The sequence below is a fragment of the Streptomyces hyderabadensis genome (assembly GCF_020404845.1).
Taxonomy (GTDB): domain Bacteria; phylum Actinomycetota; class Actinomycetes; order Streptomycetales; family Streptomycetaceae; genus Streptomyces; species Streptomyces hyderabadensis.
In genome coordinates this window covers 169,035-191,761 of record NZ_JAIOJZ010000004.1, presented here as the reverse complement: position 1 = coordinate 191,761, position 22,727 = coordinate 169,035, and the positions used below count along the sequence as shown (strand labels likewise).

General features: G+C 75.2%; 17 protein-coding genes. 14 read left to right on the top strand and 3 right to left on the bottom strand.

Going from position 1 to position 22,727, the window contains the following annotated elements; all coding sequences use genetic code 11:
- The first annotated feature begins 37 nt into the window (after positions 1-37).
- Both K7854_RS05655 and K7854_RS05650 read left to right on the top strand, forming a co-directional pair.
- Positions 38-247, top strand: coding sequence for a helix-turn-helix domain-containing protein (locus K7854_RS05655; RefSeq protein WP_226025233.1), 210 nt, complete (start codon positions 38-40; stop codon positions 245-247).
- Positions 247-813 carry a Clp protease N-terminal domain-containing protein gene (locus K7854_RS05650; RefSeq protein WP_226025232.1) on the top strand — a complete coding sequence of 189 codons (567 nt, stop codon included), beginning with the start codon at positions 247-249 and terminating at the stop codon, positions 811-813. Before K7854_RS05655 ends, K7854_RS05650 begins: the two co-directional genes overlap by 1 nt.
- A 120-nt stretch (positions 814-933) precedes the next feature.
- Here K7854_RS05650 and K7854_RS05645 read toward each other — a convergent pair whose 3' ends face one another.
- Entirely contained in the window at positions 934-1,995 is a 1,062-nt protein-coding gene (locus K7854_RS05645; protein ID WP_226025231.1) for a PadR family transcriptional regulator, read from the bottom strand.
- Between the two features lies 1 nt (position 1,996).
- Positions 1,997-2,950 (bottom strand): DUF4097 family beta strand repeat-containing protein, encoded by a 954-nt coding sequence (locus tag K7854_RS05640; protein ID WP_226025267.1) that lies wholly within the window; start codon positions 2,948-2,950, stop codon positions 1,997-1,999.
- A 137-nt stretch (positions 2,951-3,087) separates the two neighbouring features.
- Here K7854_RS05640 and K7854_RS05635 point away from each other — a divergent pair, with 137 nt between their 5' ends.
- Complete coding sequence (locus tag K7854_RS05635; protein ID WP_226025230.1) at positions 3,088-3,930, top strand: hypothetical protein; 843 nt, start codon at positions 3,088-3,090, stop codon at positions 3,928-3,930.
- A gap of 719 nt (positions 3,931-4,649) precedes the next feature.
- On the opposite strand, the gene K7854_RS05630 is transcribed toward K7854_RS05635, so the two are convergent.
- Positions 4,650-4,832 (bottom strand): DUF6104 family protein, encoded by a 183-nt coding sequence (locus K7854_RS05630; RefSeq protein ID WP_014176503.1) that lies wholly within the window; start codon positions 4,830-4,832, stop codon positions 4,650-4,652.
- Positions 4,833-5,011: 179 nt separating this feature from the next.
- Between K7854_RS05630 and K7854_RS05625 the strand changes: the two genes are divergently transcribed.
- The 11 genes from K7854_RS05625 to K7854_RS05575 all read left to right on the top strand — a co-directional run bounded on the left by K7854_RS05625 (position 5,012) and on the right by K7854_RS05575 (position 22,646).
- On the top strand, positions 5,012-5,482 hold the full coding sequence (locus tag K7854_RS05625) for a CU044_2847 family protein (RefSeq protein ID WP_226025229.1): 471 nt from the start codon (positions 5,012-5,014) through the stop codon (positions 5,480-5,482).
- Positions 5,479-7,713: a VMAP-C domain-containing protein gene (locus K7854_RS05620; RefSeq protein ID WP_226025228.1), complete on the top strand. Its 2,235-nt coding sequence runs from the start codon at positions 5,479-5,481 to the stop codon at positions 7,711-7,713. The genes K7854_RS05625 and K7854_RS05620 overlap by 4 nt, the downstream gene beginning before the upstream one ends.
- Positions 7,714-7,882: 169 nt before the next feature.
- Positions 7,883-8,905, top strand: a complete 1,023-nt coding sequence (locus tag K7854_RS05615) for an AAA family ATPase (RefSeq protein WP_226025227.1) — start codon at positions 7,883-7,885, stop codon at positions 8,903-8,905.
- A 4-nt stretch (positions 8,906-8,909) separates the two neighbouring features.
- The gene (locus tag K7854_RS05610) at positions 8,910-12,377 is read left to right on the top strand and encodes an SAV_2336 N-terminal domain-related protein (protein ID WP_226025226.1); all 3,468 of its coding nucleotides are present in this window, start codon (positions 8,910-8,912) and stop codon (positions 12,375-12,377) included.
- A 51-nt stretch (positions 12,378-12,428) separates the two neighbouring features.
- Entirely contained in the window at positions 12,429-12,626 is a 198-nt protein-coding gene (fxsA, locus tag K7854_RS05605) for an FxSxx-COOH cyclophane-containing RiPP peptide (RefSeq protein ID WP_226025225.1), read from the top strand.
- Between the two features lie 224 nt (positions 12,627-12,850).
- A complete protein-coding gene (locus K7854_RS05600; protein ID WP_226025224.1) occupies positions 12,851-14,161 on the top strand; it encodes an FxsB family cyclophane-forming radical SAM/SPASM peptide maturase in 1,311 nt (436 codons plus the stop codon).
- The gene (locus K7854_RS05595; RefSeq protein ID WP_226025266.1) at positions 14,161-16,014 is read left to right on the top strand and encodes an aKG-HExxH-type peptide beta-hydroxylase; all 1,854 of its coding nucleotides are present in this window, start codon (positions 14,161-14,163) and stop codon (positions 16,012-16,014) included. Before K7854_RS05600 ends, K7854_RS05595 begins: the two co-directional genes overlap by 1 nt.
- Before the next feature lie 128 nt (positions 16,015-16,142).
- Entirely contained in the window at positions 16,143-19,166 is a 3,024-nt protein-coding gene (gene fxsT / locus K7854_RS05590; RefSeq protein ID WP_226025223.1) for an FxSxx-COOH system tetratricopeptide repeat protein, read from the top strand.
- 128 nt (positions 19,167-19,294) lie between these two features.
- On the top strand, positions 19,295-19,741 hold the full coding sequence (locus tag K7854_RS05585) for a CU044_2847 family protein (protein ID WP_226025222.1): 447 nt from the start codon (positions 19,295-19,297) through the stop codon (positions 19,739-19,741).
- Positions 19,738-20,679 (top strand): AAA family ATPase, encoded by a 942-nt coding sequence (locus K7854_RS05580; RefSeq protein ID WP_226025221.1) that lies wholly within the window; start codon positions 19,738-19,740, stop codon positions 20,677-20,679. Before K7854_RS05585 ends, K7854_RS05580 begins: the two co-directional genes overlap by 4 nt.
- Before the next feature lie 5 nt (positions 20,680-20,684).
- Complete coding sequence (locus K7854_RS05575) at positions 20,685-22,646, top strand: magnesium chelatase (RefSeq protein WP_226025220.1); 1,962 nt, start codon at positions 20,685-20,687, stop codon at positions 22,644-22,646.
- The last annotated feature ends 81 nt before the right edge of the window (positions 22,647-22,727 follow it).

Below are 22,727 nucleotides of genomic sequence, written 5' to 3'. Positions count from 1 at the left end.
GGTTGACAGGCGGGTGATGTCAACTTACGTTGACATCATGAGCGAAGCAACGGATCTCGCCACGCGTGCGGGTGACCGCGATCCCCGGATCGGACTGCGAGCCGTAGCCGCCCTGCGGAGGCTGGTGGAGCAACTGGAGGCCGTACAGGTGCGCAGTGCGCGCCAGCGGGGGTGGTCGTGGCAGGAGATCGCCACGGAACTCGGGGTCAGCAGGCAGGCCGTGCACAAGAAGCATGGGAGGCATTGATGTTCGAGCGATTCACCAAGGACGCCCGCGCTGTCGTGCAGGGGGCGGTCGGACACGCCGAGGAGGCGCTGGCGGAGACCGTCGAACCGGAGCACCTGCTGCTCGCCCTGCTGGACCGGGAGGGCAGCCGTGCCTCCTTCGCACTGGCGGCACTCGGCGTCGGCGAGCACCGGGACGCGGTGCGCCAGGCGCTGCGGGACGCCCGGCGCCGAGCCGGTCTGTCGCAGTCCGAGACGGAGGCCCTCGCCGCGATGGGGATCGACGTCCTGGAGGTCGTCGCCAAGGTGGAGGCGGCACATGGCGTGGGGGCGATGTCCCCCGACGGCCGTAAGGGCGGGCGCCGGCGGACCGGACACCGCAGCTTCAGCCGTGGCGCCAAGGAGGTCCTGGAGAAGGCGCTACGGGTCGCCGTCGCCCGCCGTGACCGGCACATCGGGGACGAGCACCTCCTTCTCGCCCTGGCCCTGCGTCCGGGGGTGCCCGCCGAGGTGCTCGCCGACCACGGGGTGAGCCATGCGTCGCTGACCAGGGTGCTGGGCGAGGGTGGGGGCAGAGCCTGCGCCTGACCGGTACGCGTCGCCGGTGCGGGGTTGCCGATACCCGTCACCGGTGCGGGTCACCGGCGCCTCGCTGGCGTGCGGCGCCCCTGGGAGCTTGGCGGGGCGCCGTGCCGTGGCGTGCCGGGCTCAGGCCTTCGGGGTGCGCAGGATCGCCCCGATGTGCGCCGCCGCCTCCGACAGCCGACGGCGGGTGTCGCGCAGCTGGTCGGCCGTCACGCCGTGGTCCCGGGCGGCGTCGCGAATGTCGTCCCGGAAACGGTCGAGCAGCCGGTCCAGGTCCCGGGCCGGGTCGCCGGTGGACTCCGCGGCGTCCTCGTGGGCCCAGCTCGGGGCGTATCCGGCGGGGAAGTCCTCGGGCGTGACCGAGTACTCGGGCCGGCGGGCGGTGCTCCCGGTGTCGGTGCGGCCGAAGCCCCAGTCCTTGCCGAACTCCTTCCCGAAGTCCTTTCCGAAGTCGCCGACCTCCTTGGCCAGTTCGCTCAGCCCCTCGCGCAGTCCCGTCGGCCAGTCGCCCCGCGAGAAGTGGTCCTGCACCTGTTCCTGCACGCGCTGGGCGATGCGCTGGACCTCCTCCTGCGCCTGGGCCCGGGCCCGCTCCTGGGCCTCCTTGGCCTGGCGCCGGGCCCGCTGGGCCTCGTCCCGGGCGCGGCGGCTCTCGTCCTTGGCGCGGCGGGCCTGCTCCTTCCACTCCTGCTTGACCCGCCGCATCTCCTCCTTGGCGGCCCGCCAGGCCTCCTTCTCGTCGGTGTCCCCGACGCCGGCGGAGCCGCTCCCCTCGTCCTGAGTCCCGGTGGCGCCCCGGCGGGCCGCGGTGGCCGCTGCCCGCATCTCGCGCCGCAGATCACCGGCCGCGCCCCGCACGTCGGCCCGGATCTCGGCGGCCAGCTCGGCGACCGACTCGCGGATCTCCAGCTCGAGGTCGGCCAGCTCACCGCTGCGGTCGGCCAGCTCGGCGCGCCCGGCGTCCGTGATGGCGTACACCTTGCGGCCGCCCTCGGTGGTGTGGGTGACCAGGCCCTCCGCCTCCAGCTTGGCCAGGCGCGGATACACCGTGCCCGCGGACGGGGCGTACAGGCCCTGGAAGCGCTCTTCGAGGAGCCGGATCACCTCGTAACCGTGGCGCGGGGCCTCGTCCAGGAGCTTGAGGAGATAGAGGCGGAGGCGGCCGTGGGCGAAGACGGGGGGCATGTCAGAGCACCTTCTTGTCGGTCGTGCCGTCGGAAGGGTCACCGGTGGTGCCCTGGTCCCGGACGGAAGCGGAATTGTCCCCCGAGTCGTCCTGCGTCCGGCTCGCCGGGCCGGAGTCCTCCGGCTCCGGCTCCCACGGTGTCCCCTCCTCCGTCGCCGGCCGGCGGAGCAGGGCGATCGAGCCCGAGACCGTGGTCGCCTTCAGCCGGCCGTTGCCCGCGCCGAGCCGGCCGGTGATGCGCTTGGCCCCCCACTGGCCGCCCACCCGGAGGTCCTCGAAGGCACTGCTGACCATGCCGCTGGCCGTGTTCGCCTCGACCTGGGCATCGGCCGGCTGGGGCAGCCGGATGGCGATCTCGCCCGAGACGCTGTTCAGGCTGATGTCGGTGGGTCCGCCGGACGGGTCCAGGTCGACGATCATCGAACCGCTCACCGAGTCGGCCCGCACGGAGGAGCCCGCCTCCACCACCGTCAGGTCACCGGAGACTGAGTTGAAGCGCAGGTCGCCGGTGAGGGCCTGCGCCTCCACGTTCCCCGAGACGGTGTCCGCGCGGACGGGGCCCGCGAGGCTCACCAGGGTGGTGTCCCCGGAGACGCCCTTGACCTCGGCGGGCCCCTCCAGGCCGGAGACCACGGCCGCGGCGGTGACCGCGCCGACCTCCACGCGGGTGCCCGTCGGTACCGCCAGGGAGACCACCGCGCTGCGGCGCCAGCCCTTGCGGTCCAGCCACTTGAGGAAGCCCTTCCAGGGCAGGTCCTCGTAGGCGACCGTGAGCACGCCGTCCCGGTGGGTCACGATCAGCGGTGGTCCCTCGATGTCGGAGACCTCCAGGCGGGCGGAACCTTCGTCCGTGCCCACCACGTTCACCGTTCCACCGACGACGCGTACGTGGAGCCGGCTCACGGGCTCGTCGAAGGTGAGCTTCCTGGGCTCCGTGACGGACCACTCGGACATGGTGACGACCTCCTCGACCGAACGCGCCATATCGCGTCCCTCGCAATTCACGATATATCGCGGACGTGGAAAGTCAAGACACCCGTTCTGGTGATCGCCGATCGGCCGGGTGGTCAGACTTGGCCTAGCTTGTTCCCATGTCGACGGAAGAGCCCGTGTCCGCCCGCCTTCCCGGTGCCCTGCTGCTCTGCCGCGCCGAGCCGGATTCCGTCGCCGCGGTCGCCCCGCTGCTGGGTGAACGGATGCCGTTGGCCCGGGCCGGCGAGGGATGGAGCGTGCTCGTGCCCGAGGGCCGGGCCTGGCGCGAGGGCGGGGAGCCCGTCGACCGTGTCGTCGGCGGCTGGGCCGCGGCGCTCGCCGTCGGCGCGCCCTGGCCCGTACTCGCCCTGTGGTGGGACGCCGACCGGGCCGGTTACACCCTCGCGTCCGGATTCCGCCGCCCGGTGGGCTACGTGTGGCTCGCCGACGGCACTCCGGCCGGCGAGGACGAGGCGATGCGCACCTTCGCCGCCCGGCTCGGTCTGGACCCGGTCCTGGACGTGCAGTCGCTGGACCGGCTCACCCGGGCCGATCCGGACGCCGGTCGCGAATCCGGGGCCCGGGCGGCCGGTGCCGGTGCACGGGCCAGGTTGCGCGGGCTGCTCGCGGTGCTCACGCGCGCGGGGATCACCCTCCCCGCCGGGCTCGACCCCGGCGCGGGCGCCGACCGCCTCGGCGCGGCCGCCGACGCCCTGCCCGGCGTGCTCCGGACCGAGACCGCCGGACGCCGTCCGACCGCCGACGAGAGCCGACTGGCCGCCTGGATGCCCTGGACGGGCGGACCGGGATCCCGCGTCCTGGCGCTGGCCCAGATGGCGACGGGGCTGCCGCTCACCGTCTGGGGTCTGCGGCGCCGCAGCGGAGGCTGGACCGCGGCGGGGGTGCTGCTGATCGGCCACGGCGCGCTCGGCGCGGCCTACGGGCTGGCCAAGCGCACCTGACGGTTCCGCGGGGTCCGGTTCAGCGGGCTTGGCCGCGCCGTCGGGGCCCCGCCGCGCGTCCGGGCCCCGCGGGTCTCCGTGGGACCCGGCCGGGTCTCCGGGCGGCCCCTCGTGTCTCCGGGCGGCCCCGCGGTGTCCCTCCGGGCGGTCTCGCCGGTTGCCGTGCCGTCGGACGGCGGGGCTTGGCCGTGCTGCCGCGGCGGTCCGCGATGTTTCCGGGTGGCTCTACCGCGTCCCGGGCGGGGTCGGTATGTCTGTTCGGGCGGTCTCGCCGGATTCCGTGCCGTCGGGCAGCGGGGTGGGGCTTGGCCGTGCTGCCGCGGTGGTCCCGTGGCGTTTCTGGGTGGCTGCACCGTGTGTCCCGGGCGGCCTCGGCATGTCCCTCCGGGCGGTTTCGCCGGGTTGTGTGCCGTCGGACGGCGGGGCTTGGTCGTGCTGCCGCGGTCCCGTGGTGGTTCCGGGTGGCCGCACCGTGTGTCTGGGCGGGGGCGGTATGTCCGTCCGGGTGGTCTCGCCGGGGTGCGTCGCGGCGGCTCACCGTTTCCGGTCGTGGTGCCGGGGCGGTGCCGTCGTGGCCCGCGGGCTGCCTCGCCGTTGCCCGGGCCGCCGTGGCGTACACGCCCGGGCTGCCGTGGCGTACACGCCCGGGCCGGTCGCACGGGCCTGCGTGCTTCTTCTGGCGCCCGGGCGCCCCTGCTCGTCTCGCGGGTCGCCGCGGACTACTCGTCCTCGTCCTCGTCGTCCAGCCGCGCCAGCCACGTGGCCAGGCGTTCCACCGGTACCTCGAAGTCCGGGTTCAGGTCGACGAACGTGCGCAGCTGCTCGGCGAGCCACTCGAAGGTGATCTCCTCCTCGCCGCGCCGCTTCTCCAGCTCCTCGATGCCGCGGTCGGTGAAGTACATGGATCGTGCTCCGTCGGGTCTTTGCAGGGTTGAGAGCCTCCCGTGCGGGAAGAAACCTGTGCCTGCGGGGTGGAGAGATGGGGTCTTTCCGTCGGTTGTGAAAAGACAGCACAAGGATAGGCGTCCACAGGGCCGTGCCTTCCGGGGCCGTCGAGGGGGCGCGGGGACGGGGGAAACGCATGGGACAGGAAGCGACGCGCGTCACGCGCATCGTGCTGCCGGACGGGACACCGGTCTGGGCACGGATCTCGGGCGCGGCGGAGCTGCCGGCGCCGTCCGGTCAGCTGTCGTTCAGCGACACCGGCTTCACGGAGCGGATCGAGGCGAGCGTGGAGAGCCTGAACGCGCTCGTGACCGGCGTCGCCCGCTCACTGGCGGAACCTCTGCGCGCGGTGCGGCCGGACGAGGTGAGCGTCCAGTTCGGCATCGAGCTGACCGCCAAGGCAGGCAAGGTCGTGGGACTCCTCGCCGACGGCGAGGCCAAGGCGGGCATCTCGGTCACCCTTACCTGGAACGGCGGACCGCCGGACCCGTCCGCGCCCGGCGCCGGCGCCCCGGGTGGTGAGCCCCCCGACGCCACCGCCGACGCATCCGCCCGCGCTCCGGGGCACGGCGGGACCGGGGACGCCGCTGCCGGGAGCGGGGCATGACGCACGGACGCGCCCCCGGCGCACCGGGGGCCCACGACGCGGCCCGCCGTGCGCTGCGTGGCCTCGTCGTGGCGGCGACCGTTCGCATTCATCGGCCGGACGCCGGGTATGCCCTGGACGAACCCGAGACGTTCCTCGGGAGCGGCTATTTCGTCGCGCCGAGTTGGGTTCTGACCTGCGCACACGTGGCCTGCGGCGGTGAGGGGGACGAGGTGGTGGTGGTGTACGAGCCGGCACCGGGCCGCGGCATGTCCGCGGTCTCGGGCCACGTGGCGGCCGCGCTGCCCGAGGGCGCCGGTTCCGTGCCCGGCAACTGGCCCGCCCCGGACCTCGCGCTGGTGCGGCTGAGCGAGCCGGTCGACCACGAGTGCGTGTACCTCTCCGAGCGCCCCGCGGCCTATTTCGGCGAGGGCAGGGTCCTGTACGCGGGCTGGACGGTGGTCGACGGGCGGCTGAGCATGCTCGACGGCACCCTCACCGTGCAGGGCACCATCGGCGGCTGGACCACGGACGTCCAGATGCGGCTCGGGGACAACGACCTGCCGGACGGCGTCTCCGGCGGCCCCGTGATCGATCCGGAGCGCGGCGAGGTCATCGGCGTACTGAAGTCGCGTTCCGATCACGCGCGCGGGGGCACCTCCACCGGGCTGGAACAGCTGCGGACGCTGCCCGTGCCGTCCGGGGAGCTGAAGGCGGAAGCCGACGACCTGTACCAGGCGGTGGTGCACGCCCACGACCGCTACCACCGTGACCGGCAGCGCCATCCGGACGCGCGCCGCCACACCTGGGCGGACGTGCAGAGCCAGCTCGGTGCCCGGCCCGGCCAGACGCTGAGCCCCGACGAGCGCGTCCAGTTGCTCGGCCGTCTCGCGGACCTGCCGCCCCCGGCCAGCACCCGTTCCCTGCTGGACCTCCTGGACTCGCTGCAGGACTTCGAGGCCCCGCCCCCGCTGCCCGCCCCGCGCGGCTGGCGGGACGGGCTCGGCGCCCTGTACGAGTACGCGCGCGACGACGGCGCCCTCTATCTGGTGCTCGACTACGCGGTGCACGCCATGACCGCCGACCGCCCGTTCCTCGCGCCCAGTACGCCGGCCGCCGAGGAGGCCCTGTGGGCCGGGGTGAGGCAGGCGGCCCAGCGACTCGGCCCCGGCCGCCGGACCGCCCTCGTCGAACGGCGGAACGACAGGCTGCGGGCGCGCCGGCCCGTCCCGGTGGTGGGCCCCCGGCGGGCCGGACCGTCCGCCGGTGATCCGGGCCGGGCGGCGACCGGGCAGTCGTCCGTGCTGGTCGAGATCGTGCGGCGGGGCTGGGAGCCGGACCGCTGCGACTGGTCGGTCTTCGTGGTGGGCTCCGACGGGGAGGCCAAGCGCATCGAGGAGGTCCAGCGAGTGCCGCTGGCCGACCTCGCCACCCAGCTGTCCGCACCCCTCAAGGAGGCGTTCCGGCAGTGCGACACGCCGGGACGGCCGGCGGTCCTGCAAGTGGCGACGGAGCACTCGCTGCTCGCCCTCGACGTGGACGAATGGCGGCTCGGCCCCGGGGACGAGCGGCTCGGCACCCAGCGCCCGGTCGTCCTGCGCTGCTCCGACCGCGACCAGCTGACAGAGAACGGCGAGTACGGCGAGGTCGGTGAGTACGGCGAGTACGGCGAGTACGGCGAGGACGGCGGACCTGGGTCGAGCGGCGGAGACGGCGGGAGGCGTGGGACCGGCGGAGGCGGGGGGCAGCCGTCGGCCGCACCGGACGGTGACTACCGGCTGGACATCGACGAGGAACGCCGGGCCCGCTGGCGCTGGCTGCACGCGCACCCGGTGACGGCCGCGGTCCTCGACTGCGACGACGGCCTGCGCAAACCGGTGCCGCCCGTCGAGGAGTTGCGGGGCCTGTCGCACGGCACGGTGCCGGTGCTGTGCCGCTTCGACGGCCACGGCCACGGCCACGAGGGCGACACGGAGGGGCTCGCCCGGCTCGTGCGCGGCGGTTTCGGGGTGGCGTTGTGGCGCCGCCGGCACGGGCTGCCGGAGGCGGTGTGCGGTGAGTTCCACCGCGGCACCCTGGACCAGATCGCGGGTCCGGCCGGCGCCCACCGATTGCCCGAGGCGGTGCGCGACCTGCGCTTCCGGCTGCGATCGGGCCGGCCCGAGACCTTCTGGGCCCACGGCATAGCGCTGCTGTACGACGATCCGCACCAGCCCCTGCCCGGCGCGGGCGACCTGCTGGAGGCACCGTGACCGCGGCCCGCGCGCGCCTCCGTCGGCCGCCCTCCCCGGCGTTTCAAGTCCCTTTGCCGAGGGACCCGTTGGGTGATGTGCCTCTTACCAGTCCCGTTCAGGATCGATACCGTGATGGACGCCCCACGACGACAGCGCCCCCGGGACGAGTGACGACGAGGATTGGATCATGACCGAATCCAGCGAGTGGCTCATCTACCGGGGCGCCGGCGAACCCCACGACGGCCTCGACCGGCTTCCCGACCCGCCCCCGTGGCGGGACTTCACCAGCCGGGACGCGGCGGGCTCCGGCGACGGCTCCGAGGACCGCAGGCTCGGCGCCCACCGGCACCTGGCCGAGCTGCACCGGCCGGGCGCCGAGGAACTCGAGATGATCAACGCCGCGCTGTACCTGCGCCGGCCGCTCCTCGTCACCGGCAGCCCCGGCGCGGGCAAGAGCACCCTGGCCCACTCGGTGGCGTACGAACTGGGCCTGGGCAACGTACTGCGCTGGTCCATCGTCAGCCGCTCCGAACTGCAGGACGGCCTCTACCACTACGACGCCATCGCGCGCCTGCAGGACGTGCAGATCGCGGCGCAGGCGGACAACGGCCCGGGATCCGGGACGCCGGGCGCGGTCGACGGCATCGGCGGCTACATCCGGCTCGGCCCCCTCGGCACCGCCCTGCTGCCCTCGGACAAGCCGCGTGTCCTGCTCATCGACGAGCTGGACAAGAGCGACATCGACCTGCCCAACGACCTCCTGAACGTACTGGAGGAAGGCGAGTTCGCCATCCCGGAGCTGGAACGCATCGCGGACCGGCTGCCGGACCGCACCGCCGAGGTGCTCACCGCGGACGGCGTGAAGGTGCCGGTGCGCGACGGCCGGGTGCGCTGCCGTGCCTTCCCGTTCGTGGTGCTCACCAGCAACGGCGAACGCGACTTCCCGGCCCCGCTGATGCGGCGCTGCATCCACCTGGAACTCGGCCGGCCCGACCACAACCGGCTCGCCACCTTCGTACGGGCCCACCTGGGCGACGAGGCGGCCCGCGCGGGCGACGACCTCGTCACCCGCTTCCTGGAGCGGTCCCGCAGCGAGTTGCTGGCGACGGACCAGTTGCTCAACGCGATCTACCTCACCGACGCCGCCGCCACGCCCAGCCGCGACCGCCTGGCCGACCTGCTCATCCAGCGGCTCGATCGCCCGAGGTGACGCGATGCCCGACGAGACGGCGCGTCACGGCCCCGGCGGCAACGGCACCCCCGGCCACCCCGGCGCGCCCGGCGACGGCGGCTCCCGGGCACGTCGTGCCGCCGCGCCCGGCGACGGTGGTTCCGGGGCAGGTCGTGCGGCCGTGCCCGGCGACGGTGGTTCCGGGGCAGGTCGTGCGGCCGCGACCGGCGACGACCCGCTCGCCCGACTCGTCCTGCGGCTGCGGGAGATCGGCCTGGACCCGGACGCCGAGCAGCTCTGCGACGCGCTCTGGCTGGCCCGGTGGACCCGGTCCGCCGACGCCACGGACCCGGCGCCCGACCCGGGCGACCGCCTTGCGCCCCCGGCGGTCCGGCCGCCCGCCCGGCCCGTTGCGCCGCCCCCGCCCGAGACCCGGCCGCCCTCGCCCGAGCGGCCCGACCCTCCGGCCGCCCGGCGGGTGGCCCTCTACCCGCTGCCGCCCGGCGAGGGAACCGGGGTGCGCGGAGCCGGCCGGGCCCGGGCGCTGCCGGTGGGGGTGCCCGCCGCTCCGGTGCTGCCCGCGCCGCTCGAACTCCTGCGCGCCCTGCGCCCCTTGCAGGGCTACCGGAGCCCGGCCACCCCGCTGCGCTCCGAACTCGACGAGGTCGGGACCGCGGAGGTCAGCGCCCGGGCCGGGGGACTGATCCTGCCCGTCCGCCGGTACCTCACCCGCGGCGACGCCCGGTTGCAACTGGTGCTGGACGCCTCCTCCTCGATGCGCGTATGGGGCCGGCTGTTCGCCGAACTGGCCCAGATCTTCAGTCGGCTGGGGGCCTTCTCGGACGTCCAGGTCAGCCATCTGCACCAGGGTCCGGACGGGGGCCCGGCCGTCAGCCGCAGCGCCGACCCGCACGGCGCGCCGCTGCACGCCGCCGACCGGCTCAGCGATCCGACCGGGCGCCGGATCGTCGTCCTGGTCAGCGACTGCGCCGGCCCGCTGTGGCACAGCGGCCACGCCCACCGGCTGCTCCACCACCTGTCCCGGCAGGGCCCCGTCGCCGTGCTCCAGCCGCTGCCGCAGCGCATGTGGAACCGCACCCGGCTGCCCGTCACCTTCGGTGGCCTGTCGCGCGGTGACACCCTGGGCGGCGGACTGCTGCGGGTGCGCACCGCCTCCGGCGCCTCCGCCGAGGCCCGCCGGGGCGCGCTGGCCGTCCCCGTACTGCCGCCGGAGCCGGTGGCCCTCGGCTCGTGGGCGCGCCTGCTGTCCGGCGCCGGACCGGTCCCGGGCGCCGTGGGCTGGGTGCGGGCCGACCAGCCGGCCGCCCCGGCGGCCCGCCCGGACCGCCGCCGCACGCCGTTGGAGCGGGTCAGCAGGTTCAGCGCGGGGGCGTCCCCGGCCGCCGCGCGGCTGGCCGTCTACCTCGCGGCGACGCCGCTGTGCCTCCCGGTGATGCAGCTGGTCCAGCGGACGATGCTGCCCGGATCCGGCCCGTCCGAACTCGCCGAGGTGCTGGTCGGCGGCCTGCTCACCCGGGCCCGCGCGGAGCACGGCGAGGACGGCACCCAGTGGTACGACATCGACCCCGAGGTGCGCGAGGCCCTGCTGTCCCGGCTCGGGCGGGACGAGGCCATGCTGGTCCTCAAGCACTGCTCGGAGTACATCGAGCAGCACTTCGGCAAGGGCGGCCCCAACTTCCCGGCGCTCGCGCTGGCCCAGCTCGGCGACGACGGCCCCGGCCGCCCGCACCCGCACCCCTCCGGCGCCGAACCCGGCTACCCGGGCGAGAACGGGGGCAACGGCGCGAGCGCCCCGGTCCCGCAGCCCTTCGCGGAGGTCGCGGCCCGGATCCTGGAGCGGTTCATGCCGTTGCCCGAGCAGTTCGCGACGTACGACAGCCGGACCGGCACGCAGCTCACCGCGGACCGGCCCACGCACCGGGCGGTCGTCCGGGCGCGCGCCCTGCTCGCCCGGTTCGACGGCGAGGGCATGGTCCAGGACGTCATCGACGCCGTGCAGTTGCTGCGCGGCGCCACCGAGCAGGAACGGCCGGCCGGCGCCGACCCCGAGCTGTGGGGCGAGTACGCGCGCTGCACCCTGCGGCTGTGGGAGGTGCAGGGCGGTGCCGCGCTGCTGCAGGAGGCCACCCGGGCCGCCGAACGGGCCGCCGCGCCCCCGCACGCCCTGCGGGAACGCGCCGTCCTCGCGCGCGTGCTGCACGCCGCCGCCACCGACGCGCGACGGCGCGGAGACCGGTCCGGCGCGCTCGACCTGCTGCGCCGCGCCGACCGGGAGTACGCGGTCGCGTGCGCGGCACCCGGCCTGGACGAGGCGGAGGCGCTGCGGCTCACCCTGGAACGGGTCGCCTCGCTGGAGACCCAGTGGCGCCTGGGCGGCGACAGCGCCCTCCTGCAGAGTGCCGTCGGCATGCTGGAGGCGTTCGCCGACGCCTGGCCCGACCGCAGCGACCGCCCCGCCGAGCTGCTGCTGGCCCACGGCCGCACCCTGCTGCGTCTGTCGGCGGTGACGGCGGACCCGGCCCAGGCCAGGCTGTACGCGGAGCAGTCGGCGCGGTCGCTGCGCCGGGGGCTCGAGGCCGACCCGGAACAGGACACCGCCGAGTCCGTCCGTGACCGGGTCCGGGTGCTGGTCGACCTGGTCGACGCGCTGTTGGCGGCGGGCGGCCCGCTGGACGAGGCCCAGGCCCGGACCGACGAGGCACTCGGCCGGGTACGCGAGCAGGCGCAGCGCGCGGCGTTGCTGGTCCGCGCCGGGCGGGTGGCCCTGGCCCGCTACGCCGAGTCCGGGGAGCCGCCCGAACTGCACGCGGCAGCCGACCGTTTCGCCCAGGCGGCGCACTGGATGTCGAGGGACGCGCCCGCGCACGCGGACGTGCTCGCCGAGTGGGGGAGCGTACTGCTCCGGCTGGCCACGCTGGAGCCCGCCCACCGGCGCCGGGACCGGGTGTCCGACGCGATCCGGGTGCTGCGGGACTGCCGGATGGAGACCCCGGCGGGCAGCCCGCGGGTCGCCCACCGGCTGCTGCTCCTCGGCCAGGCCCTCATGCTCCGGTACCAGGCGCGCGGCGACCGGGTCGACCTCAGGGAGGCGGAGCACCTCTTCGGGCTCGCCGCGGCCGACGCGGAGGACCCGCTGCTGGCGGCACGCTGCCGACTGGAGCTGGGGCAGGCCCAGTTCGAGGCGTTCCAGAGTCTCGGCCGGGCGGCGCGGCTGGACGTGGCGGTGGACGCCTTCCGGGCGGCCGCCGAGGCGGCCCGCCGGGCGGAGGAGGAGGCCGAAACCGAGCGCCGACGCCAGGAGGCCGTGGAACTGGCCGCGCAGGCACACCACTGGCGGGGTATGTCCTTCGAGGCGGCCGTCCGGCCCCGCGCGGCACGGGACGCCTACGCGGCGGCCCGGGCGCAGTGGGACCGGTTGCCGGACGACCGTCTGGCCACCGGGGAGCCGACCGCGCGGCAGACGGCGCAGCGGCTCGCCGACCTGGAGTGAGGGCGGACACCGTCGAAGTCGGCTCGGGGCAGCAGGGGAGAGGAGACGGGAATGGACAAACAGGAAGAGGCCGGCGGGGCGGAGCAGGCGCTCACGGGCGCCGGGGAGCCACTGCCGGACCTGCTGGCACTGGACCTCGCACAGCTGGGCACCATCGAGCACCCGGTGCTGCGCGAGGTGCTGGGGGAGCTGAGGGCGCGGGCCGCGGAGCCGAGCGAGATGCTGTGGGGCTTCGACAACTCCTTCTGATCCCGCTGGTCTCTCTGATGGCCTCTCTGAATTTCTCAGCCCGGCGGCCGCAGTCATCTTGGTGCCTGAAGATATGTGAATAGGACAACTTCCGCGGCGTCGAGTTTCGGGCACCCGCCGCGCCGGGAATGCGGCTCCGTGCGGCACGGTGCCGTGGCGCCGAGTCGCGGCGACACCGGCCGAACCGTTACGGCATGGGGGGTGCTGGAATGTCGGAACAGGCCATGACCGAACCGGCTCCCGCCGTTCCCGGTCCGGGAACCGGTCCCGAAGGCGCCTTCCCCTTCCGTCAGTTCATCGTCAAGATGCACGGCCGCTGCAACCTGGCCTGCACCTACTGCTACCTCTACGAAGGCCCGGACAGCGGCTGGCGCGACCGTCCCGCCGCCGCCTCCGCCGCCGTCCTGGAGCGCACCGCCACCCGCATCGCCGAGCACGCCGCCCGGCACGCGCTGCGCGACCTCGCCCTGGTCCTGCACGGGGGCGAACCGCTGCTCGCGGGGGCCGGGCCGCTGGCCGCGGTCGCCGGACGGGTGCGGGAGCTGGTCCCGCCGGGGTGTCAGGTCCACGCCACCGTGCAGACCAACGGCACCCTGCTCACCGAGGAACGCCTCGCCGTACTGGCCGACGCCGGCGTCCGCGTCGGCATCAGCCTCGACGGAGGCACCGCCGCCCACAACCGACGGCGGGTGGACCACGCGGGCCGCCCGTCCTGGCCCGCCGCGGCACGAGGGGCGCGCCTGGCCGCCGAGCGCTTCCCGCAGGCGTACGCGGGTCTGCTGACCGTCGTCGACCCGACGCTGGACCCGGTCGAGACGTACGAGTCGCTGCTCGGCCTGCGCCCGCCCGCGCTGGACCTCCTGCTGCCGCACGGCAACTGGTCGGCGCCGCCGCCGGGCCGGACCGGCGTCCGGTACGGCGACTGGCTGTGCGCCGTCTTCGACCGCTGGTGGGCCGCAGGGCGGCGTGAGGTCCGGGTGCGGCTCTTCGAGGAGTGCGTGGCGCTCCTGCTGGGTCTGCCCGCGGCCACCGAGGCGCTGGGGCTCGCGCCGTTCGACGCGGTCGTGGTGGAGACCGACGGGTCGATCGAGCAGGTCGACTCGCTCAAATCGGCCTATCCGGGGGCCGCGCGGACCGGCCTCGACGTGTTCCGCCACACGTTCGACGAGGCGCTGCGGCACCCGGGCGTGGCCGCCCGCCAGGCGGGCGCGGCGTCGCTCGCGGACCAGTGCCGGGCCTGCCCGCTGCTGCGGGTCTGCGGAGGCGGGCACTACGCGCACCGCTACCGCGCCGGGCACGGCTTCCGGAACCCGTCCGTGTACTGCGCGGACCTCCAGCGCTTCATCCGCCACGTGTCCTCGCGGCTCGCCGTGGCCGCGAACGGGGCGACCGCGGGTGACTCGTCCGCGACGGGTCCGTCCGCGACCGGCCCGGCGGCGGCCGATGTCGTTTCGGGCGGTGGGGCTTCGATCCGGCCGGTCGGGAACGGTTCGGCCCGCGCCGGGACGGTCTCGGCCCCAGGAGGCGTTTCGTGATGTTTCCGGTGGTTCCCGAGCGGGCCCTGCTCGAACTCGCCCGGACCGAAGGCGGCCCCGACACCCTGGCGCTCCTCGTGCGGGACCAGGACACGCGGCGGTTGCTGCTGCTGCGAGCCGTGCTGGACGCGGCCGAGGGGGCCGAGCGGTCCGTCTGCACCGCCGCGCAGAAGGCGAGGCTGCGCGAGGACTGGGCGCTGCTGACCGAGGCGGACCGGCTCCCGGCGGCGGACGCGCGGGGCCCGGAGCGCCGGCCCGGCCGCGCGACGCCGAGCGGCGACCGCGATGCGCTGCCCGGCGCGTGGACTACCGGCGTTGCCGCCGATGCCGGGCGCGGCGTGCGGAGTGACCGTGCTGCCCCCGATGCCCTGCCCGGCACGCCGAACGACCCTGTCGCCGCGGCCGACTGGCACGGCGCGCCGCCGGACGGTGCTGCCGCCGGTGCCGGGCCCGGGTCCCCGAGCCACCGTGCTGCCGCCGGTACCATGCCCGGCGCGCCGCCTGACCGCGCTGCCGGCGGTGCCGACGACGCCCTGCCCGGGGCAGGGAGCCCCCGCCTCGCCGACGACGCCCCGCCCGGCACATGGAGCCCCCGAGCCGCCGCCGACGCCTCAACCCGCGCAGGGGCCGGCGCGTCGCCCTCCTTCGCCGACGCGTGGTTCGGCAACCCGGCGCGTGCCCGGCTCTTCCACCCGCTCACCGGTCCCTGGGCGCGCTCCTGTCTGCGGGGCCTCGACGCCCCGCCCGGAGCGGCGGACGGTGAGCGGGCCCGGCGGCTGCGGCGCGACCTCGCCCACTTCAGCGCGATCGCCGCGGTCGTCGCGGCCGGGGCGGGCATCCCCTTCCGCACCCGGCTCACGGCCCGCGACGGAATCCTCGCCCTCCCGTCGCTGGGCGCGCTGCACACGGCACGGTCCGGGGACGTACCCGTCGACGTCACCTGCACCGACGGCCGGCTGGTGCTGCGCCAGGCCGACGTCCCCGACGTGACCGTCCACCTGGAGAGCGGCGTCGGCGCCTGGTCCGGCGCCCTCGCCTGGACCCCCGCGCACGCGCTCCCCGGCCTCACCCCGGCCGCGCCGCCCCTGCCGCTCGACGACCTCGACCCGTACCGCGAACTGCCCGACGGCCCCGGCCACGGCAACCTGCGCACCCCGCTCGCCCTCGACGACGCGGAACGCAAACGGTGGCTCCAGGCCTGGTCCGGCACGGCCCTGGCGCTCCGCTCGGGCGGCGCGCAACGCCTCGCCGAGGCCGGTGCGCTGCTGCGCTGCCTGGTCCCGCTGGAGACGCCGCCCGACGTCGGCACCGGCCGCGGCAGTTGCAGCGCCACCCGCCGTGAGGCGTTCGGCGCCCTCCTCAGCAGCACGCCGCCCGACGCCGTGACCCTGGCCGCCACCCTCGTCCACGAACTGCAGCACGCGAAACTCGCCGCCCTCGGCGACCTGGTGACCCTGCACCGGGCCGGTCCCGCGGCGCGGTACTTCGCCCCCTGGCGGGCCGATCCCCGGCCCTACGACGGCCTGCTCCAGGGCACGTACTCCCACCTCGCGATGGCCGCGTTCTACCAGCGCCGGGCGCTCGCCGGCGGACTGCCGGACCGGGACTGGGCGTGGGCCCAGCACGCGCGCTACCGCGCCCAGGTCGGGGCCGCGCTGCCCGCCCTCGTCGGCTCGCCCGACCTCACGGTGCCAGGGCGCCGGTTCGTCGACGAGATGGCCGCCGCCCACGAACGGATGGCCGAACACCCCGCACCCAGGGGCCACGTGGCACGCGCCCAGGCGTACGTGGCCTCCGCTCGCGCACTGTGGGCCCAGCGGCACGCATCCGCGCTCCCGCCCTCTAACGGATGAATGCCCACGCACCGCCGCCGGGTACGGAAAGATCGTCCGTACAGGGGGTGTTGCCGTCGGTCGGCGGACTTACGCGCGACGCTCCGGAGTCCTAGGATTTTGCGGTACTACGTGCTGGAGGCCACTGCATGTCTGGAGCTCGCAAGCCGGTCGAGACGGCCGAGAGGGGGACCGCCAGGCAGACGGTCACGATCCACTTCGCAGGCTTCAACCGGGCCTGGGCGGCCTGGATCGGGGACCGGCTGGAGCGGCGCGGCGTACGGGTGGTGCCGCTGCGCTGGGACTCCCCGGCCGACGTCCCGCTGGTGGACCTGCTGCGCGACCTGACGCTGGCCGAGGGCCGGGTCCTCATCATCGTCAGCGAGTGGTACTTCCAGCTCGGACCGCGCACCCACGAGGAGTGGAACGCGGCCCTGCGCGAGATCGTCGCCCCCGATCCGTCCCGCTTCGCCGCCGTGTCCGTCACCACGGCGGCGGTCCCGGCCGCCGCGGCCGTCCTGGCCCCGGTCGCGCTGACCAACATGGGCGCCGAGGAGGCGGAGCGCCGCCTGCTCGACCGGCTCGACCTGTCGCCCGACGCGCCCGTCGACACCTCGGCGGAGTCACGGCGCGGGCCGCGGTTCCCGGCCGCGATGCCGGACGTGTGGGGCGTGGTGCCACGGCGCAACACCCGCTTCACCGGCCGCGAACCGCTGTTCAACGAGGCCTACCACCTCCTGCAGAGCGCCGAGCCCGGCGCCGGCGTACTGACCCTGCACGGCATGTCCGGTGTGGGCAAGACCCAGTTCGCCGCCGAGTACGCGCACCGGTTCGGTTCGGAGTACGACGTGGTCTGGTGGGTGAACGCGGAGAAGCGCGTCACCTACCGGCGGCAACTGGCGGAACTGGCACCGAAACTGGGCCTGCGCACCGGCCAGGAGTACGGCGAGCGGCTGCGCGCCGTACGCGACGCGCTCCGGCGCGGCGAGCCGTACTCGCGGTGGCTGCTGGTCCTGGACGGGGCGGATGAACCGGAGCAAATCTGGGACCTGCTGCCGACCGGCCCCGGACACGTCATCGTCACCTCGCGCAACCCCGAGTGGAGCGAGCACAACAGCAAGCTGCTCGAAGTGCGGGTCTATCCCCGCGACGAGTCGGTCGCCTTCATCCGCCGCCGCGCCCCCCGGCTGTCGGAGGCCGAGGCCGACCAACTGGCCGAGGCACTGGGCGACCTGCCGCTGCTGCTCGACCAGACGGCGGGCTGGCTGAACGACTCCGACCTGTCGGTCGACGAGTACATCGCCCTGCTGGAGGGCGGTATCGACAGCGATGTGGTCAAGGTGTCGGCGGACTTCCCGCTGGCCTTCCAGACCGCCTGGTCGATACTGCTGAACAAGCTCCGGGAGACCGTCCCGGAGTCCGTCGACCTGCTGCGCCTGTGCACCTTCTTCGCGCCGGGTTTCATCCCCGTGCGGCTGCTGAAGGAGATGCCCGTCGACGAGCTGCCCGAGCAGCTCGCCGGACTGCTCAACGACCCGCTGCTGTGGAACAAGGCGATCAACCAGCTGCGCACCTACTCGGTGGTCCGGCTGGAGTCCCACGAGGCGTCCCTGGACGAACCGGTCTCCGCCGGGGAGTCGCTCTACCTGCACCGCATGGTCCACCAGATCGTGCACAAGGACATGCCGGACACCGACCGCAGCGAGTTCATCGACGTCGTACGGCGGGCCCTGGCCGCGGCCGACCCGGGCCGGCCGACCGAGACCCGGCTGTGGCCCGGCTACGCCGAGATCGTGCCGCACCTCAAGTACGCGGACGTCCTCAAGAGCAAGGACCCGAAGGTCCAGCGCATGGTCCTGAACTGCCTGCGCTACATGTACTTCTCCGGCGAGTACCGGGCCGGCATCAAACTCGGCGAGCGCGCCCTCACCGCCTGGCGCCGGCTCCTCGGTCCGACCCACGCGCGGATCTGGGAGCTGACCTACCACTACACCAACCTGCTGCGCGCCATGGGCGACTACGCCCGCACCGAGTCCCTCAGCCGCGACGCGGTCGAGCACCTCAGGGAAGAACGCGGGCCCCAGGACCTGGATCACCTGCGCGCCGCCGCGGGCCTCGGCGGCGACCTGCGCGGCCTGGCCCGCTACGACGAGGCCCTGGAACTCTCCCAGTGGGTCCTGGCGGCCTACCGCGAACTCCTCGGCGACCAGGACTCCAGGACCCTGAACGCGCAGAACAACCTGGGCGTCTCCCTGCGCCTGCTCGGCCGGTACGAGGAGACGCTGGAGACCGACCGGAGAACCATGGAGGCGCGTCGCCAACTGCTGCGCGCCCGCCATCCGTGGGCGCTCAGCTCCGAGATCACGTACGCCATCGATCTCCGCCTGCTGGGCCGCTACGCCGACGCCGAGTCCCTGCAGTCGAAGAACGTGCGTGAGAACCGCATCGTGATGGGTCCGGACAACCCGCAGACGCTCAAGGCCGAGTACAACCTGGCGCTGTGCCGGTACCGCCTCGGTGAGCGGGCCCCTCACGGCGAGGAGCCGGGACCGATGCTCAGCAGCGTTCTGGAGCGCGGGGAACGGGTGCTGGGCGAGACCCATCCGCTGACCTTGATCTTCGCGACGGGGCAGAGCTGCTACGCCCGTGAACACGGCGACATCGACCAGGCGCGCGAACTCAGCGAAGCAGTCGTCGCCCGCTACGAGATGATGCTTCCCGCCGGACACCCGTTCATCGCCGGGTCCCGCGCCAACCAGGCGCTGATCCTGCGCAACGTCGGCGAACGCGAGCACGGGCACGTCCTCGTGGAGCAGGCGCTGGCCGAGATGACGCAGGCCGTCGGCGAGAGCCACCCCTGGACGCTCGGCTGCGCCCTGAACGCCTCCGCGCTGCGGAACCTGGTGGGCGACACCGAAGGCGCCGCCGAGCTGAGCCGGGACACGGTGGCGCGGGCCATCGAGTCGCTCGGCCGCACCCACCCGCTCACGCTGTCGACCCGTATCGCCTATGCGGCGGACCTGCGTGGCCTGCGGGACCGCCGGCAGGCGGAGAAGGTCGAGCAGGAGGCACTGTCCGACCTCGACGCGACACTGGGCAGCAAGCACTCGCACACCGTCTCCGCCCGCTCCCGCAACCGCCCGTACTGGGACTTCGAGCCCCAGACCACCTGACCGCGCGGAGGCCGGACCGGAAGGTCACGTTCGTTGCCCCGGGGCGCATAACCCCCCGCGCCCCGGGGAAGAACAGGGTTCCACTCAACACACCTGTAACACACACGAGTTGAGCCGTGGGGGAGCGTGTGGTGATCCTATTGGGGCCCGTGCCGGCGGGCGCGGACGGGCCGATACCGGTCGAGGTCGACGCGCAGGTCGACGCGTCCGCCGTCGACGGGCTCGACCTCGTGTTCGGCGGCGAGGTGACCCGGGACGGCGCCGGACAGCGGGTCGTCCGGGTGGCGCGGGACGTCTACACCGACGGGCTGGACCTCGCCCGCAGGTGCGCCGCCCAGGCCGTACGGCGCTTCGGCGAGCTCCAGGAGGGGCTGCGGCCGGACGAGATCGAGATGCAGCTCGCCATCAAGATCGACGCCGGGGTGGCCACCCTCGTCAAGAGCGGGGCCGAGGCCCAGCTCCAGATCACGCTCCGCTGGCAGACCGCCCCGGCGACGGCTCCGGCCACGGACCCGGTCCCCGCCCCCGCCCCCGACGACCAGGGGGCCGGTACGGCGGACGGGGCCGGTTCGTGAACCGGGAGGTGCCGGGCCCGCGCATCCTGCCGTACTCCCGTGTCGTGGCCCAGGACGAGCTGAAGCTGGCGCTGGAGCTGCACCACGTCGTCCCGCGCATCGGCGGCGTGCTCATGGCCGGTCCGCGCGGTACGGCCAAGTCGACCCTCGTCCGGGCCTTCGCCCTGATGGCCCACGGTGAACTGCCGGTCACCCTGCCCATCAACGCGACCGACGACCGCGTCGTCGGCGGCTGGGACCTGGACGCGCTCATCCGCGGCGAGCCCCGGCCGCAGCCCGGACTGCTGGAGGACGCGGCGGACAAGGGGCTGCTCTACGTCGACGAGGTGAACCTCCTCGACGACCACCTCGTCGACATCATCCTGGACGTCGCCGCCACCGGTGTGCTGTCCGTGCAGCGCGAGGGGCTGGACACCGCCAAGTACCTTTCGTTCGGGCTGGTCGGCACCATGAACCCCGAGGAGGGCGGCCTGCGCCCCCAACTGCTCGACCGCTTTGGCCTGATGGTCACCGCCGAGACGCTGGACGCGACCGCCCGGCACCTGCTGCTGCGCACGGTGCTCGACTTCGAGCAGGAGCTGGGACGCGAGGACTCCGCGTGGCTGTCCGACGCGCGGCGGGAGGACGGGCGCGCCCGGGACCGGCTGACGGCCGCCCGGGCCAGGGTCGGCGCCGTCGACGTCCCCGACCACGTCCTGGAGCTGTGCGCCCGGGCCGCGGAACGCACCGGGGCGGTGGGCCAGCGGGGGGAGATCGTGGCCGTGCTGGCCGCCCGGGCACTGGCCGCCCTGGAGGGCGCGGACCGGGTGACCCCCGGGCATCTGCGGCGGGTCCTGCCGATGGCCCTGCGGCACCGGCGGCCGGAAGCGGCGCGCGGCGACACCTTCGACTGGGAGCCCGACGACGACGCCCGCCTCCAGGACCTCTTCGAGGGCTGACCGAGATGGCAGCCGTCCCCCACGTCCCGCACCTCCCGCCCGCGTCGTCCGACCCACCACCGGGGGACGGCACCGCCGTCACCGGCGCGGCACCCTACGGCGACCCGGCGCACCGGCTCGGCCTGGCCCTGGTGTGCGCGGCGGCCGAACCCGCCCTCTCCGGGGTGCTGCTGCTCGACCTGGACCCCCGGCTCGTCGAACCGGTCGCCCGGCTGTTCGGCGCCGTGCTCGCCGGAGCCGACGAACCGGCGCGCCCGCCGCTCGTGCTCGGTGCCGCGGACCGGGACGAGGACCTGTGGACCCGCACCAGGATCCGCGGCGGCGAGCACGGCATCACCGTCGTCACCGAGCCCGGTCCGCTGGCCGAGGGGGACGGCGCCGACGGGGCGCCGCCGCTGGTCGTGGTCCCCGACCTCGCGCGGCTGAGCGTCGCCGGGATGCGCGCCGCGGTGCAGCTGCTCGGCGCCGACCTGGTGACCGTCGAACGCGGCGGACCGCGCCGGACGGTCCGGCCCCGGGCCCGCTGGCTGGCCGTCTGCCGCGGCGCCGACGCGGGACGGGTGAGCCGACACCTGCTGGACCGGTTCGCCCTGCGGCTGCCGATGGCGGGGCTGCGGCTGCCCGGCCCGGGCGCGGCGCTCGCGGAACCGGGGGCGGGACAGGCAGGGGAGGCAGAGCAGGCACTGTTGGCGGGGCTCCCGGCCGCCTGGCGTTCGGCGGCCCGCCGAGGCGTCCGGCCGGTGCCCGTCGGCGACGCGGCGATCGCCCGGGCGCAGGAGCTGCTCGGGCCCGGCACCGGGGTCCGCCGGGAGCTGGCCCTCCTGCGGCTGGCCCGTACCCTCGCGGCGCTGGACGGCCGCCCGTCGGCCTCGGCCGAGCACAGCGACGCCGCGGCCCGGCTGATCGGCGTGGCCGTGCCCGAGAGCGCGCCGGACCGCCCGGAGGGCCACCCCGAACCACTCGATCCGGCGCCGGGGCCGACAGGCCCGCCCGGCACCCTCCCGGAACGCCGCGGCGCCGGCGCGGACAGCCGGCCCCGGGCCCGTGACGGCGGCCGGGGACTGCTGGACACCGGGCCCGCCGAGGGAATCGGCACCGCACCCGGCGCCGCGCCCTCCCCGGCCGTGGGAAACCCGTACCCGGAGGACGAACCGGCCGCGGTGCGGGACGCCGTGCCGCTGAGCGGTCCCCGGCGGCGCACCACCGGGCCCGGCTCCACCCGGGGCACCGTGATCGGCACCCGCCGCGCCACGGATCTGCGGGACATCGCCCACGTCCGCTCGGTGCGCGAGGCCGCCGTGCACCAACGCGCCCGGCGCACCGAGCGGTTCACCGTCTCGCCGGTCGACCTGCACAGCAATGTGCGCGCCGCCGCCCCCGAGCGGGTCCTGGTACTGCTCCTGGACCACACCTGCCGGGCCGGGGCCGGACCCTGGCCGGAGGTCCTCGCCCCCTTCCTGCAGTGGGCGTACACGAGCCGGGCCGCGGTGCAGGTGATCGAGGTCGGCGCGGCGGACGCGGCCGACGAACTGCGGGCGGGTTCCTTCACCGCCCGCGGCGTCCTGGACCCCCGGGTGCCGGCCGCGCTGCACCGCCGGGCCGGGCGGGCGACGCCGCTCGCCCACGGTGTCGAACTCGCGGCGCAGGCGCTGCGCCGGCTGTTCCGCCGGCAGGGCACCGGGCCGGCCGAGGCGTGGCTGGTGGTGGTGACCGACGGCCGCGGCAACGTCCCGCTGCGGGTCAGCCACACCGGGCGGCCCGCGGGCGAGGTGGCCGCCACCGGGGTCGAGGACGCGGTGGCGGCGGCCGCCCGGATCGGGGCCATGGACCGGACGCGGCTGCACGTGGCGGTCGTCGACCCGGGCCGGGAACCGTACGGCGACCTGCCGTACGTCCTCGCCGACCGGCTGGGGGCGATCGTCGTCGACGGCGGCCGCGGGTCCGGGGCGGAGGTGGCCGGTGGGTGAGTGGCGGCGCGTGGCTCGCGGGGTCCCGGTAGTGGCATCGCCGCGGTTGCGTGGGGCGGTCGCGGAGCCGGGCCGGGAACC